This is a genomic window from Microbacterium jejuense (assembly GCF_039544225.1).
Lineage (GTDB): Bacteria > Actinomycetota > Actinomycetes > Actinomycetales > Microbacteriaceae > Microbacterium > Microbacterium jejuense.
In genome coordinates, this window is record NZ_BAABLG010000003.1 from 232775 (window position 1) to 250045 (window position 17271).

At 71.5% G+C, this 17271-nt stretch carries 14 protein-coding genes; 4 read left to right on the forward strand and 10 right to left on the reverse strand.

Translation table 11 applies throughout. The features are described 5' to 3' along the window. Positions 1 to 2: 2 nt before the first annotated feature. The 5 genes from dnaJ to lepA form a co-directional block, all read right to left on the reverse strand. Positions 3 to 1118 carry a molecular chaperone DnaJ gene (gene dnaJ, locus ABEA46_RS05360; protein WP_345543329.1) on the reverse strand — a complete coding sequence of 372 codons (1116 nt, stop codon included), beginning with the start codon at positions 1116 to 1118 and terminating at the stop codon, positions 3 to 5. A gap of 51 nt (positions 1119 to 1169) precedes the next feature. Then, positions 1170 to 2210, reverse strand: coding sequence for a heat-inducible transcriptional repressor HrcA (gene hrcA, locus ABEA46_RS05365; protein ID WP_345543330.1), 1041 nt, complete (start codon positions 2208 to 2210; stop codon positions 1170 to 1172). 143 nt (positions 2211 to 2353) lie between these two features. Further along, positions 2354 to 3571 (reverse strand): radical SAM family heme chaperone HemW, encoded by a 1218-nt coding sequence (gene hemW, locus ABEA46_RS05370; protein WP_345543331.1) that lies wholly within the window; start codon positions 3569 to 3571, stop codon positions 2354 to 2356. Between the two features lie 13 nt (positions 3572 to 3584). Continuing rightward, complete coding sequence (locus tag ABEA46_RS05375) at positions 3585 to 4235, reverse strand: DUF1990 domain-containing protein (RefSeq protein WP_345543332.1); 651 nt, start codon at positions 4233 to 4235, stop codon at positions 3585 to 3587. Between the two features lie 10 nt (positions 4236 to 4245). After that, positions 4246 to 6096 (reverse strand): translation elongation factor 4, encoded by a 1851-nt coding sequence (gene lepA / locus ABEA46_RS05380; protein ID WP_345543333.1) that lies wholly within the window; start codon positions 6094 to 6096, stop codon positions 4246 to 4248. 64 nt (positions 6097 to 6160) lie between these two features. Between lepA and ABEA46_RS05385 the strand changes: the two genes are divergently transcribed. Together ABEA46_RS05385 and rpsT are read left to right on the forward strand one after the other, a co-directional pair. After that, the gene (locus ABEA46_RS05385; protein WP_345543334.1) at positions 6161 to 6880 is read left to right on the forward strand and encodes an alpha/beta fold hydrolase; all 720 of its coding nucleotides are present in this window, start codon (positions 6161 to 6163) and stop codon (positions 6878 to 6880) included. A gap of 116 nt (positions 6881 to 6996) precedes the next feature. Then, positions 6997 to 7257 (forward strand): 30S ribosomal protein S20, encoded by a 261-nt coding sequence (gene rpsT / locus ABEA46_RS05390; RefSeq protein ID WP_345543335.1) that lies wholly within the window; start codon positions 6997 to 6999, stop codon positions 7255 to 7257. Positions 7258 to 7335: 78 nt separating this feature from the next. Here the strand turns inward: rpsT and holA are convergent, their stop codons facing one another. From holA to ABEA46_RS05415, 5 genes are all read right to left on the reverse strand, one after another. After that, positions 7336 to 8373: a DNA polymerase III subunit delta gene (holA, locus tag ABEA46_RS05395; RefSeq protein WP_345543337.1), complete on the reverse strand. Its 1038-nt coding sequence runs from the start codon at positions 8371 to 8373 to the stop codon at positions 7336 to 7338. A 46-nt stretch (positions 8374 to 8419) separates the two neighbouring features. Beyond that, on the reverse strand, positions 8420 to 10762 hold the full coding sequence (locus ABEA46_RS05400; RefSeq protein WP_345543338.1) for a ComEC/Rec2 family competence protein: 2343 nt from the start codon (positions 10760 to 10762) through the stop codon (positions 8420 to 8422). Position 10763: 1 nt separating this feature from the next. Continuing rightward, complete coding sequence (locus ABEA46_RS05405) at positions 10764 to 11315, reverse strand: ComEA family DNA-binding protein (protein WP_345543799.1); 552 nt, start codon at positions 11313 to 11315, stop codon at positions 10764 to 10766. Positions 11316 to 11475: 160 nt separating this feature from the next. Beyond that, complete coding sequence (gene leuS, locus ABEA46_RS05410; protein ID WP_345543339.1) at positions 11476 to 14052, reverse strand: leucine--tRNA ligase; 2577 nt, start codon at positions 14050 to 14052, stop codon at positions 11476 to 11478. Between the two features lie 102 nt (positions 14053 to 14154). Continuing rightward, positions 14155 to 15462: an anthranilate synthase component I family protein gene (locus tag ABEA46_RS05415; RefSeq protein ID WP_345543341.1), complete on the reverse strand. Its 1308-nt coding sequence runs from the start codon at positions 15460 to 15462 to the stop codon at positions 14155 to 14157. A gap of 42 nt (positions 15463 to 15504) precedes the next feature. Here ABEA46_RS05415 and ABEA46_RS05420 point away from each other — a divergent pair, with 42 nt between their 5' ends. Then, the gene (locus ABEA46_RS05420) at positions 15505 to 16194 is read left to right on the forward strand and encodes a DedA family protein (protein WP_345543342.1); all 690 of its coding nucleotides are present in this window, start codon (positions 15505 to 15507) and stop codon (positions 16192 to 16194) included. 5 nt (positions 16195 to 16199) lie between these two features. Continuing rightward, positions 16200 to 17246: an App1 family protein phosphatidate phosphatase gene (locus tag ABEA46_RS05425; RefSeq protein WP_345543344.1), complete on the forward strand. Its 1047-nt coding sequence runs from the start codon at positions 16200 to 16202 to the stop codon at positions 17244 to 17246. Positions 17247 to 17271 lie beyond the last annotated feature (25 nt).

The following is a 17271-nucleotide window of genomic DNA, read 5'->3' on the forward strand; positions in this document are numbered from 1 at the left end:
GGTCAGCCGTTCCGGAACCGGTCGCGCAGCTTGGCGAACAGCCCCTGGTGGAACTCGGCGAGCTTGGGACCGGGCGCCTTGGTGCGCTTGGCGAAGTCCTCGATGAGGGCGCGCTCCTTGTGATCCAGGCGCGTCGGGGTCACGACGTGTACGCCGACCTTGAGGTCGCCGCGCTGCGAGCCGCGCAGCGGCGTGATGCCGCGGCCCTTGATCGTGAGGATGTCGCCGGCCTGCACCCCCGGACGGACCTCGAGGTCCACCGGCCCGTCGAGCGACTCGATCGTGGTCGTCGTGCCGAGGATCGCGTCGGGCATCGACACCTCGAGCGTCGCGAGCAGGTCGTCGCCGTCGCGGCTGAACACGTCGTGCGGCGTGACGGTGACCTCGATGTACAGGTCGCCGTTGGGCCCGCCGGCCGGGCCGACCTCGCCCGAACCGGGCAGCTGCAGGCGCAGGCCGGTCTCGACGCCGGCGGGGATGTCGAGCGACACGGTGCGGCGCGAGCGCACGCGGCCCTGTCCCTGGCACGTCGCGCACGGGTACGGGATCGTCGTGCCGTAGCCCTGGCAGACGTTGCACGGCTGGGTGGTGACGACGTTGCCCAGCAGGCTGCGCACCTGGCGCTGCACGTGACCGGTGCCGTGGCAGATGTCGCAGGTGACGGGCGTCGTGCCCGGCTGGCAGCACGAGCCGTCACAGGTCTCGCAGATCACGGCGGTGTCGACCTCGATGTCGCGGTGGACGCCGAACACGACGTCGCCGAGCTCGAGCGTCACGCGGACGAGGGCGTCCTGCCCGCGCTCGCGGCGCGACCGCGGCCGTCCGCCGCGCGCGCCGCCCGTACCACCGAAGAAGGTCTCGAAGATGTCGCCGAAGCCGCCGAACCCGCCGGCGCTGCCGCCGAACGGCGAGTCGCCGCCGCCCATGTCGTATCGCGCGCGCTGATCGGGGTCGCTCAGGACGTCGTACGCGTGCGTCACGAGCTTGAACCGCTCCGATGCCTCTTCGCCCGGATTCACGTCCGGGTGCAGCTGGCGCGCAAGGCGCCGGTATGCCTTCTTGATCTCGTCGGGGGTGGCGTCGCGTGAGACGCCGAGGACCTCGTAGTGGTCAGCCACTTTCGCCTTCCTGCCGCGGCCTCGCCGCGGAAATCGTGTTGCGCGCCGGTGTCAGCGGGAGGTGTCGTCCTGCTCGAGCATGCGCGTGAGATAGCGCGCGACGGCACGGACCGCCGCGAGGTTCGTGGGATAGTCCATGCGCGTCGGCCCCAGCACGCCGATGCGGGCGCGGGCGCCGGTCGCGTCGTAGTCGCTGGTGACGACGGATGCTTCGGCCAGGCCGAACGGCTCGTTCTCGCGGCCGATGCTCGCGGCCAGGCCCTGTTCGTCCGCGACCATCTCGCCCATGAGGCGCAGCAGCGTCACCTGCTCCTCGATGGCCTCCAGCAGCGGATAGATGCTGCCGCGGAAGTCGGCCTCGCGTCGTGCGAGGTTGGCGCTGCCGGCCATCACCAGCTTGTCCTGCCGGAACTCCTCGAGCTCTTCGGCGACCGCGCGCACGATCTCGTCGGTCGCGCGCACGTGCGCCGGGGCCTGCGCGGGCGGCGCGGCCAGCCGGTCGGCGATGCGCTGCAGCCCGTCGCGGACCGGGCGACCGACCAGGAGCGTGCCCAGCTCGGCGCGGATGCGGGCGAGGTCGGCCTCGTCGAACTCGTCGCCGACGAACGTGAGCCGCTGCGACACGCGCCCGGTGTCGGTCACGACGATGACGAGCATGCGTCCGCCGCCGAGCTGCACGAGCTCGACGTGGGTCACGTGGGCGCGCGCGAACGAGGGGTACTGCACGATGGCGACCTGGCCGGTCAGCTGCGTGAGCGCCCGCACCGTGCGCACCAGGACGTCATCGAGGTCGCCGGAGCCGTCGAGGAACGAGGCGATGGCCGCCCGCTGACCGGTGCTGAGCGGGCGCAGCTCGGCGAGGTGGTCGACGAAGACACGGTACCCCTTGTCGGTGGGCACGCGGCCTGAGGACGTGTGCGGGGCGACGATCAGGTCCTCGTCCTCCAGCAGCGCCATGTCGTTGCGGATCGTGGCCGCCGACACACCGAACGCGTGGCGCTCGACGATCGCCTTGCTGCCGACCGGCTCGCGCGTGTCGACGTAGTCCTGCACGATCGCCCGCAGCACCTGCAGACCTCGTTCGCTGACCATCCCGCCTCCTCGCCACACCGTGGACGCCATGCACCTGGCACTCGCATGTCTTGAGTGCCAATTCTATCCGATCGGCCTCGCGCGTTCGCCGAGCCGGACGCGCGAGTCTGGGCCCGGTTCGGGAGGCCGGCCGGCCGACGGCGTCAGTCGGTGAGCGCGCGCACGACGGCATCCGCCAGCAGCCGGCCCCGCCGGGTCAGCACGATGCGCCCGCGAACGGCGTCCGCGCCCTCGATCAGCCCGTCCGCGATGAGCGCGGCGACGGCGTGGCGGCCCTCGCCGAGCAGCTCGGACACCTCGAGGCCCTCGCGGATGCGCGTGCGCAGAAGCACGCCCTCCAGCGCCCGGGCCGAGGCATCCGGGATCTCCCGCCCCGCACCCGGCGACTCCCCCATCGCGAGCCGTTGCGCGTACGCGGCGGGGTGCTTGACGTTCCAGAACCGCACCCCGGCGACGTGGCTGTGGGCGCCGGGGCCGAAGCCCCACCAGTCCGCCCCGGTCCAGTACGCGAGGTTGTGGCGCGATCGGTGGGCCCCGCCCCGCGCCCAGTTCGACACCTCGTACCAGTCGAAGCCGGCGCCGACGAGCAGATCGTCGGCGAGCTCGTACATGTCGGCCTGCAGATCGTCGTCGGGCGCCGGCACTTCGCCGCGGCGGATCTGCCGCGCGAGCTTCGTGCCGTCCTCGATGATGAGCGCGTACGCCGAGATGTGGTCCGGCTCCAGTGAGATCGCCGCCTCGAGCGACGCGCGCCAGTCGTCCAGGGACTCGCCCGGCGCGCCGTAGATCAGGTCGACGCTCACGTCGAGGCCTGCCTCGCGGGCCGCGGCGACGGCGGTGCGCACGTTCTCGGGATCGTGCGTGCGGTCCAGCGCGGCCAGCACGTGCGGGACGGCCGACTGCATGCCGATCGACAGGCGCGTGACGCCGGCCGCCGCCAGCTCGGCCGCGACGGCCGGCGAGACGGTGTCGGGATTCGCCTCGACCGTCACCTCGGCGCCGTCGACGAGCCCGAACGCGTCGCGCACCCCGTCGAGCATCCGCGCCAGGTCGCCTGGGGGCAGCAGCGTCGGCGTGCCGCCGCCGAAGAACACCGTCGAGGCGGGACGCACGCCGCCTGCGGCCGTGAGCACCGTGGTCGCCAGTCCGACCTCCTGCAGCAGGGTGTCGGCGTACTGGTCCTGGCGCGCACCGCGCAACTCGGACGAGGTGTACGTGTTGAAGTCGCAGTACCCGCATCGCACCCGGCAGAACGGCACGTGCAGGTAGACGCTGAACGGCGCGGCGGGATCGATGCGGACGCCGTCAGGCAGGGCTCCGTCCGTCGGAACCGGGTCCCCCAGCGGCAGTGCGGAGCCCATCAGCGTCCCGCGTTCACGCGGGCGTCGAGTACAGCGGCGAGATCGCGCGCAGGTAGCGCGTGAACAGCTCGCGGCGGCGGCGCTTGGTGAGGCCCGGCAGCAGCTTGTAGAAGAACGCGTGCGGCGCGTCGAACGCGCGCACCGTGAACCACACCTCGTCGTTGTCGTACCACTCGAGCATGAAGGACTCCTCGCCGCTGACGACCGAGTCGCCCACGGTGCCGAGGGCGAATCCCACACGGCGGGCCTCTTCGACGGCGAAGATGACGCGCAGCTCGGCGTCGGCCTTGAGGCCGCTGACGCGGCCGTCCAGAAGCACGGTGGCACCGGCGCTCACGAACGGCGTGCCGTCGGCGTCGAAGCGCTGCTCGGGTTCGGAGCGGCTCGGCGCGATCGGGTTGCCTTCGGCATCGAAGCTGACGCCGGAGTACATCGGGCCCGATGCCGGGCGCACGTCCTTGACGACGAGCCCGGCGCCGCGCTGGGCGGTCCACGACATCAGCGCCTCGGAGGCGGCACGGAAGCGGGTCTCGCCGCTGCCGATGCGCCACGACTCCTCCGCCGGGATGCTGCGCTCCGGCGGATACTGCATCAGATCCGGCGCCTGCGTCGCCCCGACGGCGGCGTAGTCGACGGTGTCGTCACGGAAGGTTCCTCGACGCATGCGGACCAGCCTACTTGGAGGCTTTCCCTTCGACGTCACCCGACAGGGCGGCGATGAACGCCTCCTGCGGGACCTCCACGCGTCCGACCATCTTCATGCGCTTCTTGCCTTCCTTCTGCTTCTCCAGCAGCTTGCGCTTACGCGTGATGTCACCGCCGTAGCACTTCGCGAGGACGTCCTTGCGCATCGCGCGGATGTTCTCGCGCGCGATGATGCGGGCGCCGATCGCGGCCTGGATCGGGACCTCGAACTGCTGGCGAGGGATGAGCTTCCGCAGCCGTTCGGTCATCATCGTGCCGTACGCGTACGCCTTCTCGCGGTGCACGATCGAGCTGAACGCGTCGACCTTGTCGCCCTGCAGCAGGATGTCGACCTTCACGAGATCGGATTCCTGGCTGCCCGAAGGCTCGTAGTCCAGGCTCGCGTAGCCCTGGGTGCGCGACTTCAGCTGATCGAAGAAGTCGAACACGATCTCGCCGAGCGGCATGTTGTAGCGGAGCTCGACGCGCTCCTCGTTGAAGTACTCCATGCCCAGCAGCTGACCGCGGCGCGACTGGCACAGCTCCATGACCGTGCCGACGTAGTCCTTCGGCAGCAGGATCGCCGCCTTCACCATGGGCTCGGACACCGAGGCCACACGGCCGTCGGGGTACTCGCTGGGGTTCGTGACGGTCACGTGCTCGCCGGTGTCGGTCAGGACCTCGTAGACCACCGACGGCGCCGTGGTGATGAGGTCGAGGTCGAACTCGCGCGCCAGCCGCTCGGTGATGATCTCGAGATGCAGCAGGCCCAGGAAGCCGCAGCGGAAGCCGAAGCCGAGCGCGACCGAGGTCTCGGGCTCATACTGCAGCGACGCGTCCGAGAGCTTCAGCTTGTCGAGCGCCTCGCGGAGGTCGCCGTAGTCGCTGCCGTCGATCGGGTAGATGCCCGAGAACACCATCGGCTTCGGGTCGGTGTAGCCGGCGAGGGCGTCGGTGGCGGGCTTGCGGGCGTTGGTGATCGTGTCGCCCACCTTCGACTGGCGCACGTCCTTCACGCCGGTGATCAGGTACCCGACCTCGCCGACGCCGAGGCCCTTGGAGGGGATCGGCTCGGGGCTGGACACGCCGATCTCGAGCAGGTCGTGCGTCGCCTTTGTCGACATCATCTGGATGCGCTCGCGCGGCTCCAGCTTGCCGTCGACCATGCGGACGTACGTCACGACGCCGCGGTACGAGTCGTACACCGAGTCGAAGATCATCGCCCGGGCGGGGGCGTCCGCGTTCCCCTTCGGGGCGGGGATCTGCTCGACGATGCGGTCCAGCAGCGTCTCGACGCCCATGCCGGTCTTGCCCGACACGCGCAGGACGTCGTCGGGCGAGCCGCCGATGAGGTTCGCGAGCTCGGCGGCGAACTTCTCGGGGTCGGCGGCGGGCAGATCGATCTTGTTGAGCACCGGGATGATGTGCAGATCGTTCTCGAGTGCGAGGTACAGGTTCGCGAGCGTCTGCGCCTCGATGCCCTGGGCGGCGTCGACGAGCAGGATCGCGCCTTCGCACGCGGCGAGCGACCGGCTGACCTCGTAGGTGAAGTCGACGTGACCCGGCGTGTCGATCATGTTGAGCGCGAACGTGCCGTCGGCGGTGGCCCACGGCATGCGCACGGCCTGCGACTTGATCGTGATGCCGCGCTCGCGCTCGATGTCCATGCGGTCGAGGTACTGGGCGCGCATGTCGCGCTCGGCGACCACGCCGGTGATCTGCAGCATGCGGTCGGCCAGCGTGGACTTGCCGTGGTCGATGTGGGCGATGATGCAGAAGTTGCGGATCAGCTCAGGAGGGGTCGCAGACGGCTCGAGAGGCTTCAGGGCACGGGGTGACATGTCCAGACGATTGTACGGGTGCCGGATGCCGGGACCCTGCGTGCGAGGTGACTAGCCTGTCTGCATGGCGGTTCAGGTCGTGCTCGTGCACGGCATCCGGACGTCCGCGACCATGTGGCGGGCCCAGGTGGAGTACCTGCAGCGCCGGGGCGACCCCGTCGTCGCGGTCGATCTTCCCGGGCACGGCTCGCGCATGGCCGAGACGTTCACGCTGGACGCGGCGTTCGCGACGATCGACGATGCGGTGACGGATGCCGCGGCCCGAGGTCCCGTCCTGCTCGTCGGGCACTCCATGGGCGGCCTGCTCTCGATCGACTACGTCGGGCGTGAAGGCCGTCCGCCCGTCGACGCGTTCATCGCGGCATCGTGCACCGCCATCCCGCGTGGCGTGGGGCTGGCGACCTACCGCATGCTCGCCCGCGGTTTCGACTCGCTCCCCGACCGCGGCATGTGGCTGACAGACCAGGTGCTCGACCGTACGCTCCCCGCCGAGACGCGCGCCGACTTCGGCGCGGGCGGCTACGCGTTCGATACGCAGGACACCGCGCTGCGAAGCCTGTCGGTGCTCGATCTGCTCGCGGCGCTGCATCGCATCGACGTGCCGCTCTGGTTCGTCAACGGCCAGTACGACCAGCTGCGCGTCAATGAGAAGCTGTTCCTGAACGTCGCGAAGGATGCCGAGCTCATCGTCGTCCCGCGCACCAGTCATCTCGTCACGGCGATGCGCCCGCGGGTCTTCAACGCGGTGCTGGGCCTGGCGATCACGACTCTCGAACAGACCTGATAGAATCCTTGTTTGGCTTGCGTGTGGGTTCGTCCCTCACGACCGCCGCGAGGCGCCCTCTCTCGCCGAACGGCATTTTCCAACCGATTCACCTCCGAACGAAAGAACGTCGACACGTGGCGAACATCAAGTCGCAGATCAAGCGCAACAAGACCAACGAGAAGGCTCGCGAGCGCAACAAGGCCGTCAAGAGCGAGCTGAAGACCGAGGTGCGCCGCACCCGCGAGGCCATCGCTTCGGGCGACAAGGCCACCGCCGAGAAGGCGCTGAAGACCGCGTCGAAGAAGCTCGACAAGGCCGTCAGCAAGGGCGTCATCCACCAGAACCAGGCTGCGAACCGCAAGTCGGCGATCGCGAAGCAGGTCGCTGCGCTCTGACGCCGCGCCGCTCACACGAGCTGAAAAGGCCCGTCCCGCAAGGGGCGGGCCTTTCGCGTACCGCGGGCGCCCGGCGGGTCAGGCGCCGTACGGCGCGCGGGTGGCGATCACGGTGATCATCCGCTCGAGCGCGAACACGGCGTCGCGCGAGCCGCCCTTGACCTCGGCATCCGCTCGCGCGGTCGCCTGGATCGCGCGGCCGAGGCTCTCTTCGTTCCAGCCGACGAGGTCGCGGCGGGCGCGGTCGATCTGCCAGTCCTTCATGCCCAGGCGCGCAGCGAGGGCCGCCGAGGACTCGCGGGTGCCGGCGACCCGTGCCATCGAGCGCAGCTTCATGGCGACAGCGGCGACCAGGGGCACCGGATCCGCCCCGGAGGCCAGAGCGTGCCGCAGGGCGATGAGCGCCTCGCCATAGCGGCCGGCGATGGCGGTGTCGGCCACCGTGAACGCGGACGTCTCGACACGGCCGCCGTAGTAGCGCTCGACCACCTGCTCGGTGACGTCGCCCGGCACATCGGCGATCAGCTGCTGACAGGCGGCGGCGAGCTCGGTGAGATCGTCGCTGAACGCCGAGACCAGTGCGCGCAGCGCAGGCGGCGCGATCCGCTTCTTGGCGGCCTGGAACTCACCGGCGGCGAAGTCGTAGCGGTCGGAGTCGCGCTTGATCGCGGGACACGCGATCTCGACTCCGGAGCCCTGACCGGCCCGGATCGCGTCGAGCAGCTTCTTGCCGCGGACGCTCGCGCCGGTGTGACGCAGCACCACCGTCGCGCCGTCCTGGGGCGTGGCGAGGTACGAGACCGCCTCCGCCAGGAATGTGTCGGAGCACTTCTCGACGCCGCTCACGCGGACCAGCCTCGGTTCGCCGAACAGCGACGGCGAGGCGACCGACAGCAGCGTACCGGCGGCGTAGTCATCGGCACGGATGTCGGTGACCTCGAGCGTGGGGTCCTCGGCGCGCAGGTAGTCGCGCACGCCCGCGATGGCACGCTCGGCGCACACCTCTTCCGGACCCGACACCAGGACCACCGGAGCCGGCTGCGGCGTGCGCCACGAGAGCTGCGGGATGGCGCTGCGCGGAGCCTTGGCGGCGGGTCGACGCGCGGATGAGGCCATGTCTCCAGCCTACCGACGACGCCGACATCGGCTGCGCTCCGGCGGGTCATCCGCCGTGCTCGCGCCACACGACCACGCCGGCGCCGCCGGCCCACAGCGCGATGATGCCGTCCTGGTCGGTGCGGGCGATGCGTGCCCCGACATCGTCGAGCACGGCGAGCGTCTCGTCGCGCGGATGCCCGTAGTCGTTGTCGACGCCGACCGTGACCAGCGCCACGCCGGGCCGTGACGCGGCGTAGAGTCCGGCATCCTGATCCGCGCTGCCGTGATGGGCGACCTTGAGGACCGCGTACGGCGGGTCCAGTGCCCCGCTCGCCGTCAGGGAGCGTTGCGGCGATGCCGACAGGTCGCCCAGCAGCAGCGTGGGTGGGATGCCGCCGCCCCGGACGTCGAGGACGACGCTCGCGTCGTTGCCGACCGGGAACGCGCGATCGTCCGCACGCGGCCACAGCACACGCCATCGGGCATCGCCCAGCGCTCCCGACATGCCGGTGGAGGCCGCCAGCTCGTGCGCTCCGGCTGCGGTGAGCCGCTGCACCGCCGTGCGCCCCGGCGCGTCGTCGGGGCCGTGCAGCACAGTGTCGACCCGCCCGGTCACCGCTGCCACCCCGCCGATGTGGTCGAGATCAGAGTGTGTGAGGACGAGGAGGTCGATCCGCGACACCCCGACGCGGTCGAGGCACGCAGTGAGCGGGGCGGGGTCCGGCCCGGTGTCGACGAGGGCCACCGCTCCGGCGGAGCGCAGCAGGACGGCATCCCCCTGCCCGACGTCGCAGGCGAGGACGCTCCACTGCGACGGGAGGGTCCACCTGCCGGCGACCGTGGTGAGCGCGGTCGAGCCGAGCGCCACTCCTGCCAGCGCGGCGACGAGAGTGACCGACCCCGCGCGCGCGACGAGACGCCACCGGCCGCCGCGCCGCGGGAGCACGACGATCGCGCCGACGGCGGCCCCCACGACCGCGAGCGCCGCTGCGCCGGGCCAGCCTTCGAGCCACGGGAGCGCTTCGGCGGGCAAGGTCGAGACGGTGCCCGCCGTCGCGGCGATCCATGACGCCGGCAGCCACGCGAGCGCGGCGAGACCGGACTGCAGCCAGGGGAAGGGCAGCGCCAGGCATGCCGCCAGCCCCAGCACCGTTGCGGCGGGCGCGGCCGGCTCGGCCAGCAGATTGGCCAGGACGCCGTACAGCGGGATCGTCGGCTCGATGAGGACGAGCAGCGGTCCGCACGCGAGCTGCGCGGCCAGCGGGATCGACAGCGCGAGCGCGAGCGGTCGCGGCATCCTGCGCCCGAGTCCGCCCGCGAGGGGCCGCGCGAACAGCAGCAGCGCACCGGTGGCGGCCACCGAGAGGGTGAAGCCGAGGGAAGCGGCCAGCCAGGGGTCCGTGATCAGCAGCACCGCGACCGACAGCGACAGGACCGCCGTGCCGGCCGCGGTGCGGCCCAGCAGCACCGCCAGCATCGCGATGGCGGCCATCGCGGCGGCGCGGATCACGCTCGGCTCAGGTGTCACGAGCACGACGAAGCCGATCAGCACGGCCATGCCGACGGCCACGCGCCCGGCGCGCGACGCGCCGAGCAGCGCGGCCACGGCGAAGGCGATCCCCACGACGAGGGCGCAGTTGGCGCCCGACACGGCCGTGAGGTGCGACAGCGACGAGGCCTTCATCGCCGCATCGAGCTCGGGAGCGACCGCCGAGGTGTCGCCGACGGCGAGGCCGGGCACGAGCCCGGCGCCCGCACCGGGCATGCCCCCGACCGCGCGAACGAGACCCCGCCGGAGCGCGGCCGTCACGGCGGACGGTCCGGTCGGCGCGGTCGTCACCTCGACACCGCGCGACGCCCACACCGTGAGCACTGCCCGCTCCCCCGGACGCCCGGGCCGCGCCGTGCCCCGTGCGACCACCTCAGAGCCGACGTCGAGCGCGTCGGGAATGTCGACGTCCTGCGGCGCGACCCGCACGACGACCTCGACGTCGGCGTTCCGGCCATTCGGGCCGGTCGTGAACCGCGTCGCGCGGGCGTCGAAGGCCTGGGACCCGTCGGCACGTCGCTCCACCTTGCCCACGACGCGGGCGACGACGTCGACGGCCCGGCCGCCGTCCAGCGCCATCGCGGCGACCTCCGCGCGCGCGGGCTGCGCCAGCGCCACGTGCGACGCGGCCGCCGCGGCGGCGGCCAGCGACACGACGAGCAGGAGCAGCGCTGCCGGCACGCCGTGGCGGGGCATCCCCCGTCCGAGGAAGGCTGCGACGCACATCGTCACCGCGACGGCGGTCCACAGGGCGAGGGAGAGCGCACCCGTCCACGCCGGCAGCTGGATCGCCACCGCTGCGGTGACCCAGGCGGCGGCGACGACGGGCACCAGACGCAGGCCGCGGGAGTGCCGCACGTCACACCGTCACGAGGTCGCGCAGCGATTCGAGCATCTTGTCGCCGATGCCGGGCACGGCCAGCAGGTCGTCCACGCTCGTGAAGCGGCCGTTGTCGTCGCGCCACGCGATGATGCGCTCGGCGAGCGCCGGTCCGATGCGCGGCAGCTCCTCCAGCTGCGAGGCGTCGGCGGTGTTCAGGTCGACACGGGCGTCCGCCGAGGCGGGTGCGCCGGCGGGACCGGGCGGCGCCTCGCCCGCTCGCGGCACAGGCAGCTGCTCGCCGTCGGCGACGGTGCGGGCGAGGTTGACGGCATCCCGGTCCGCGTCGTCGGAGAACCCGCCCGCCGCCGCGATCGCGTCGACGACGCGTGAGCCCGCCTGGAGCACGTAGAGCCCGGGTGCTCGCACCGCGCCCGACACATGCACGTAGAGATCCGCCGAACGCGCCGACATGCCCGTCGGGGTCGCCTCGACCACGACCTCCTCGGTCGGCGTCACGACGCCCCGCACGATGCCGATGCCGACCGTGACGGCGAGCGCGGCGATCACCAGGATCACGACGGCGCCGATGCCGAGCCGTCGGCGAGGGGATGCGGCATCACCCTCTTCCGGGCCCGCAGGGCGTTCACCGCGTGTCACGTCGCCACGCTAGGCGGCGCGGCAACAGGCGAGCGGCCGGGGTCTCCGCTTCTGTGGAGACCCCGGCCGCTCACTGGCCTGTGGAGGACGGTCAGCGAGTGCTGAAGCTCACGACCTTCGGCGGGCGGACGACGGCGCGGACGATCTCACGGTCGCCGAGGGCACGGACGACCTTCTCGTCGGCGCGCGCCAGCCGCTCGAGCTCGGCGGCGTCGATGCGGGCAGACACCTGCAGCGTGCCGCGCACCTTGCCGTCGATCTGCACGACCGCGGTCACGCGCTCCTCGACCAGCAGCGTGGGGTCGGCGGTACGCCACGGCACGAGGCCGACGAAGCCCTCGTAGCCGAGGATCTCCCACATCTCCTCCGCGGTGTGCGGGGCGAACAGGTCGAGGACCATCGCGGTGACCTCGGCTGCCTCCCGCACGGCGGGGTCGGCCGGGCCGGCACCCGAGTCGATCACCTTGCGGGTGGCGTTGACGAGCTCCATGAGGCGTGCGACGACCACGTTGAACTTGGTCTGCTCGACCAGGCCCGGCGCATCGGCCAGCAGGCGGTGCGTCACGCGGCGCAGGGCCTCGTCGCCTTCGGCCCACACCACGTCGGGCGTGCTGGTGACGTCGTTCGCGACGCGCCAGGCGCGCGCGAGGAACTTCTGGGCCCCGGTCGTCGACACGTCCTCCCAGTTGATGTCGTCCTCGACGGGACCGGCGAACACCATCGCCACGCGCGACGCGTCGGCACCCGGGTCGACCATGCTCGAGGCGAACTCGACCAGGTTGCCCTTCGACTTCGACATCTTCGAGCCGCCCAGCAGCACCATGCCCTGGTTGATCAGGCTCGTGAACGGCTCGGTGAAGTCGATCAGGCCCATGTCGAACAGGACCTTCGTGATGAAGCGCGCATACAGCAGGTGCAGGATCGCGTGCTCGACACCGCCGATGTACGAGTCGACGGGGGCCCACCGGTCGGCCTCGGCCGACGGGAACGCCTGGGTCGGGTCGTTGGGCGCCAGGAAGCGCAGGAAGTACCACGAGCTGTCGACGAACGTGTCCATCGTGTCGGGGTCGCGCAGCGCCGGCTCACCGGTCTCGGGGTCGGTGGTCTGCATCCACTCGGTCGCGCCGCCCAGCGGCGACGTCCCCTTCGGCTTCAGATCCAGGCCTCGCGCATCGGGGAGTTCGAGCGGGAGCTGGTCCTCGGGCACCGGGACGATGCGGCCGTCCGGCGTGTGGATCATCGGGATCGGCGTGCCCCAGAAGCGCTGGCGCGAGATCAGCCAGTCGCGCAGGCGGTACGACTTCGCGGCGCGGCCGGTGCCGGCTGCCTCGAGCTGCTCGATCATGCGCGCGATCGCGTTGCGCTTGGACAGTCCGTCGAGCGAGCCCGAGTTGATCAGGCGGCCCTCGCCCGTCAGCGCGATGCCGGTCTTGGCGGGGTCCAGGTCGCCCAGCGAGTCGAGCGGGCCCGGGTCCAGCGGCACGCCCTCGTCGTCCAGCTCGATCACCGGGATCGCACCGGTGATGGATGCCGTCGTGTCGACGACCACCTTCACCGGCAGGTCGAACGCCCGGGCGAAGTCCAGGTCGCGCTGGTCGTGCGCGGGCACCGCCATGACGGCGCCGTGGCCGTAGTCGGCGAGCACGTAGTCGGCCGCCCAGATCGGCAGCCGGTCGCCGTTCACCGGGTTGACCGCGAACCGGTCCAGGAACACGCCGGTCTTGGGGCGGTCGGTCGACTGGCGCTCGATGTCGCTCTCGCGCTGCACGCTCTCGAGGTAGTCCTGGAAGCGCATGCGGACCTCGGCGGTCGAGCCCGCGGCGAGCTCGGCGGCCAGGTCGCTGTCGGGGGCGACGACCATGAAGGTCGCTCCGTGCAGCGTGTCGGGGCGCGTCGAGAAGACCGTCACCTTGTCGGCACGGCCCTCGATCTCGAAGTCGATGTCGGCGCCGACCGAACGGCCGATCCAGTTCCGCTGCATGCGGAGGACCTTCTGCGGCCAGAAGCCTTCGAGCTGGTTCAGGTCGTCGAGCAGGCGGTCGGCGTAGTCGGTGATCTTGAAGTACCACTGGGTCAGGTTCTTCTTGACGACCTCGGCCCCGCAGCGCTCGCAGTGGCCGTCGACGACCTGCTCGTTCGCGAGCACCGTCTGATCGTTCGGGCACCAGTTGACCGGGCTCGCCTTGCGATATGCCAGGCCGCGCTCGTGCAGGCGCAGGAACAGCCACTGGTTCCACCGGTAGTACTCGGGGTCGCTGGTGTGCAGGATGCGCGACCAGTCGTATGACGAACCGTACTCGCGGAAGCTCTTCTTGTGCTGCTCGATGTTCGCGTAGGTCCACTCGCGCGGGTCGGACCCGGCGCCGCCCTTGATCGCGGCGTTCTCGGCGGGGAGTCCGAACGAGTCCCACCCGATCGGGTTGAGCACGTTGTAGCCGCGGTGGCGCCAGAAGCGCGCGACGACGTCGACATAGGCGTAGTTCTCGGCGTGCCCCATGTGCAGGTCGCCGGAGGGGTAGGGGAACATGCCGAGCACGTACTTGCGGGGCCGGGTGTCTTCGGCACCGCCCGCGCGGAACGGGTCGGCCTCGGCCCAGCGCGCCTGCCACTTCTGCTGGATGGCGTACGCGTCGTAGCCCTCGGCGGGCGACGTGGTGTCGGTAGACATGGTCTGACTCACGGGGGAAGTACCAATCCTGGAAGGCCGGAAGGCGGGCACGACGCAGAACGCGCGGGCCAGCGCATCTTCCAGGTTAGCGGACTGCCCGGGTCACCAGCCCGGCGGAAGCGCCGCGCCGATCGCGGCGAGGGGGCCGCGCGCCTTGATGCCCACCTCGGCGACCTCGGCGGCGGCGTCCGAGCGCCACGTGATGCCGCCGCCCGCCCCGACGTAGGCGCCGGCAGGATGCACGACGATCGAGCGGATGACCATGGCCAGATCGAGCGCGCCGTCGTCGCCCACCCATCCGAAGCAGCCGGCGAACACCCCGCGGGGCGCTCCTTCCAGCCCGTGGAGGATCGTCATCGCCGACAGTTTGGGCGCCCCGGTCATCGAACCGGCGGGGAACGTGGCATCCAGCAGCTCCCCCACCGTCGTCCCCGGCTCGAGCCGGCCCGACACCGTGCTCACCAGCTGATGCACGGCCGGATACGTCTCGACCTCGAGCAGCGCGTCCACGCCGACGGTTCCGGCGACGCAGACGCGTGAGAGGTCGTTGCGCATCAGATCGACGATCATGACGTTCTCGGCGCGCTCCTTCTCGTCCGCACGCAGCTCGGCGGCGAGCGCGGCGTCCGCGGCGGCGTCGGCCCCGCGTGGCCGTGTGCCCTTGATGGGCCGCGTGCGCACCACGGCTCCGTCGCCCGCCCTGCTCACCTCGAGGAACTGCTCGGGGCTCGCGCTGAGCAGCGCGATGTCGCCGGATCGCACGAACCCGCCGTGATGAGAGGGCGTCGCACCGCGCAGGCGCGCGTAGACGGCCACGGGATCGATGGATGCCTCGACCGAGAAGCGCGTCGTCAGGCACAGCTGATATGCGTCGCCGTCGCGGATCGCCGCGCGGCAGGTCTCGATGAGCGCCGCGTACGCGGGAGGAGTATGACGCGCCCGCGCCGTGCCGAGGTCGGCGAGCGGCGCCGGCGCGAAGGTGGGAGCGGATGCCGTCGCGTCCGCGATCTCGGCGGCAAGGACCGGCGCGATCGCGGGGGCGGCGTGCACCGTCACGCGACGGCGGGCGTGGTCGAACACGACGATGCGCTCGACGCGCAGCCACAGCTGTGAGGGGACGTCGTCGTCGCCGATTCGTGCCGGGGCTCCTGCGCGCGACGCTGCGCCGTCGTACCCCGACCAGCCGACCCAGCCGCCGTTCCATGCCCCGTCGGTGCGCGGCTCCGCCACCGTCGCACGCACGCGCGCCGGATCGTCGGGGACGCCGGCGCCCATCCAGCTGAGCCCGGTGTCGGCGTGCGGCCCGGCATCCAGCCAGAACGCGTGCGGCGCATCGGCGAAGACCGCGGCGAAGACGGCTGCCGGGGCGACCCACCTCGGCAGGTCGACCGCGACGAGGTGCTCCGACATCTTCCCAGGTTAGAGGGACCGCAGGGCCTCTAGGCTCGTGCCGTGAACGAGTTCCTGACGTGGCTCCTCGACGCCGTGCAGAGCGTCGATCCACTGGTCAGGACGATCCTCGCCGGCATCGCGATCATGCTCGAGACGAGTGTGCTGATCGGTCTCGTGATCCCCGGCGACACTGTCGTGATCGTGGCGGCGACTGCCGTGTCGTCGCCGCTGGAAGGGGTGCTGCTCGGCATCGCCGTGGTCGCCGGCGCCATCGCCGGCGAGAGCATCGGATTCTGGCTCGGTCGCGTCCTGGGCCCGCGGATCCGGCACTCCCGGCTCGGCCGCCGGATCGGCGAGGAGCACTGGGAGCGCTCGGAGCGCTATCTGCAACGGCGCGGCGGTCCCGCCATCTTCCTGTCGCGGTTCCTGCCCGTGCTGCATTCCCTCGTCCCCCTGACGGTGGGGATGAGCGGCTACTCGTATCGCCGGTTCCTCGCCTGGACGATCCCGGCCTGCGTCATCTGGTCGACCCTGTACATCTCCGTGGCGGCCGCGGCGGCCGGCACGTACCGCGAGCTCGCCGATCAGCTGCACTACGCGGGCTACATCTTCGTCGCCGTCATCGTGGTCTTCCTCGTGCTCGTGTTCCTCGCGAAGAAGATCATCGAGCGGAGCGAACGCAAGCACCTCGAGCACGACGCCTCGGCGGACGGCGCGTCCGAAGCGCCGGCGCCGGACGTGAAAGACTGAAGGGGATGCCCGAAACCGACACGTCTTCCGCGCGCGCCAAAGTCCTGTGGCTCGCGCGTCTGGAGTACCGGTTCCACGCGTGGCGCGAGCGCCGCGCCCGTCGTCGCGGCCAGACGCCCACCGTCACCCCGTTCCCCGGCTACGGCGCCCCAAACTGGGTTCGGGTGCTGGGCCGCGTCATGATCGTCCCGCCCGTGAAGCCCGTCGGCGAGGGCGAGTACGCCAGCGTCCGCGGCTGGCGCAGCTTCGTCGCCGTTCCGATCGGGTACGCGCAGGTGACGATCACGATCGCCGGCGTCGCGCACGAGGTCGTCGCCGATCGCGGCGGAGTGATCGACACGCGCATCCCCGCGCAGCTCGATCCCGGCTGGCAGACGTTCACGATGTCGGTCGAAGGCGGCGATCCTGTCGAGACCCGCGCGTTCATCGTCGCGCCCGACGTGCGCTTCGGCGTGGTCTCCGACGTCGACGACACCGTGATGGTGACCGCGCTCCCGCGACCGCTGCTGGCGGCCTGGAACTCGTTCGTGGTCGACGAGCACGCGCGTCAGCCGGTGCCCGGCATGGCGGTGCTCATGGAGCGCGTCGTGCGCGAGAACCCCGGCGCTCCCCTCGTGTACCTCTCGACCGGCGCCTGGAACATCGCGCCGACGCTGATGCGGTTCCTCGGCCGTCATGTGTTCCCGCCGGGGGCGATGCTCCTGACCGACTGGGGCCCGACGCACGACCGGTGGTTCCGCAGCGGCATGGCGCACAAGCTCTCGAATCTGCGGCGGCTCGCCCAGGAGTTCCCGCAGGTGCGGTGGCTGCTCATCGGCGACGACGGCCAGCACGACGACGCCATCTACACGACCTTCACCGACGAGCACCCGACCCAGGTCGTCGCGGTCGCCATCCGCCGGCTCTCGCCCGCCGAGGCCGTCCTGGCCGGCGGACGCACCGCCGTCAACGACCACGCCGCCGCCGAGGTGCCGTGGGTGAGCGACACCGACGGCGCCGGGCTGCTGGAGCGGCTCGAAGACGTCGGAGTCGTGCACACCGCCCAGACCTGACCCGCCGCACCGCGCACGTCGGAGC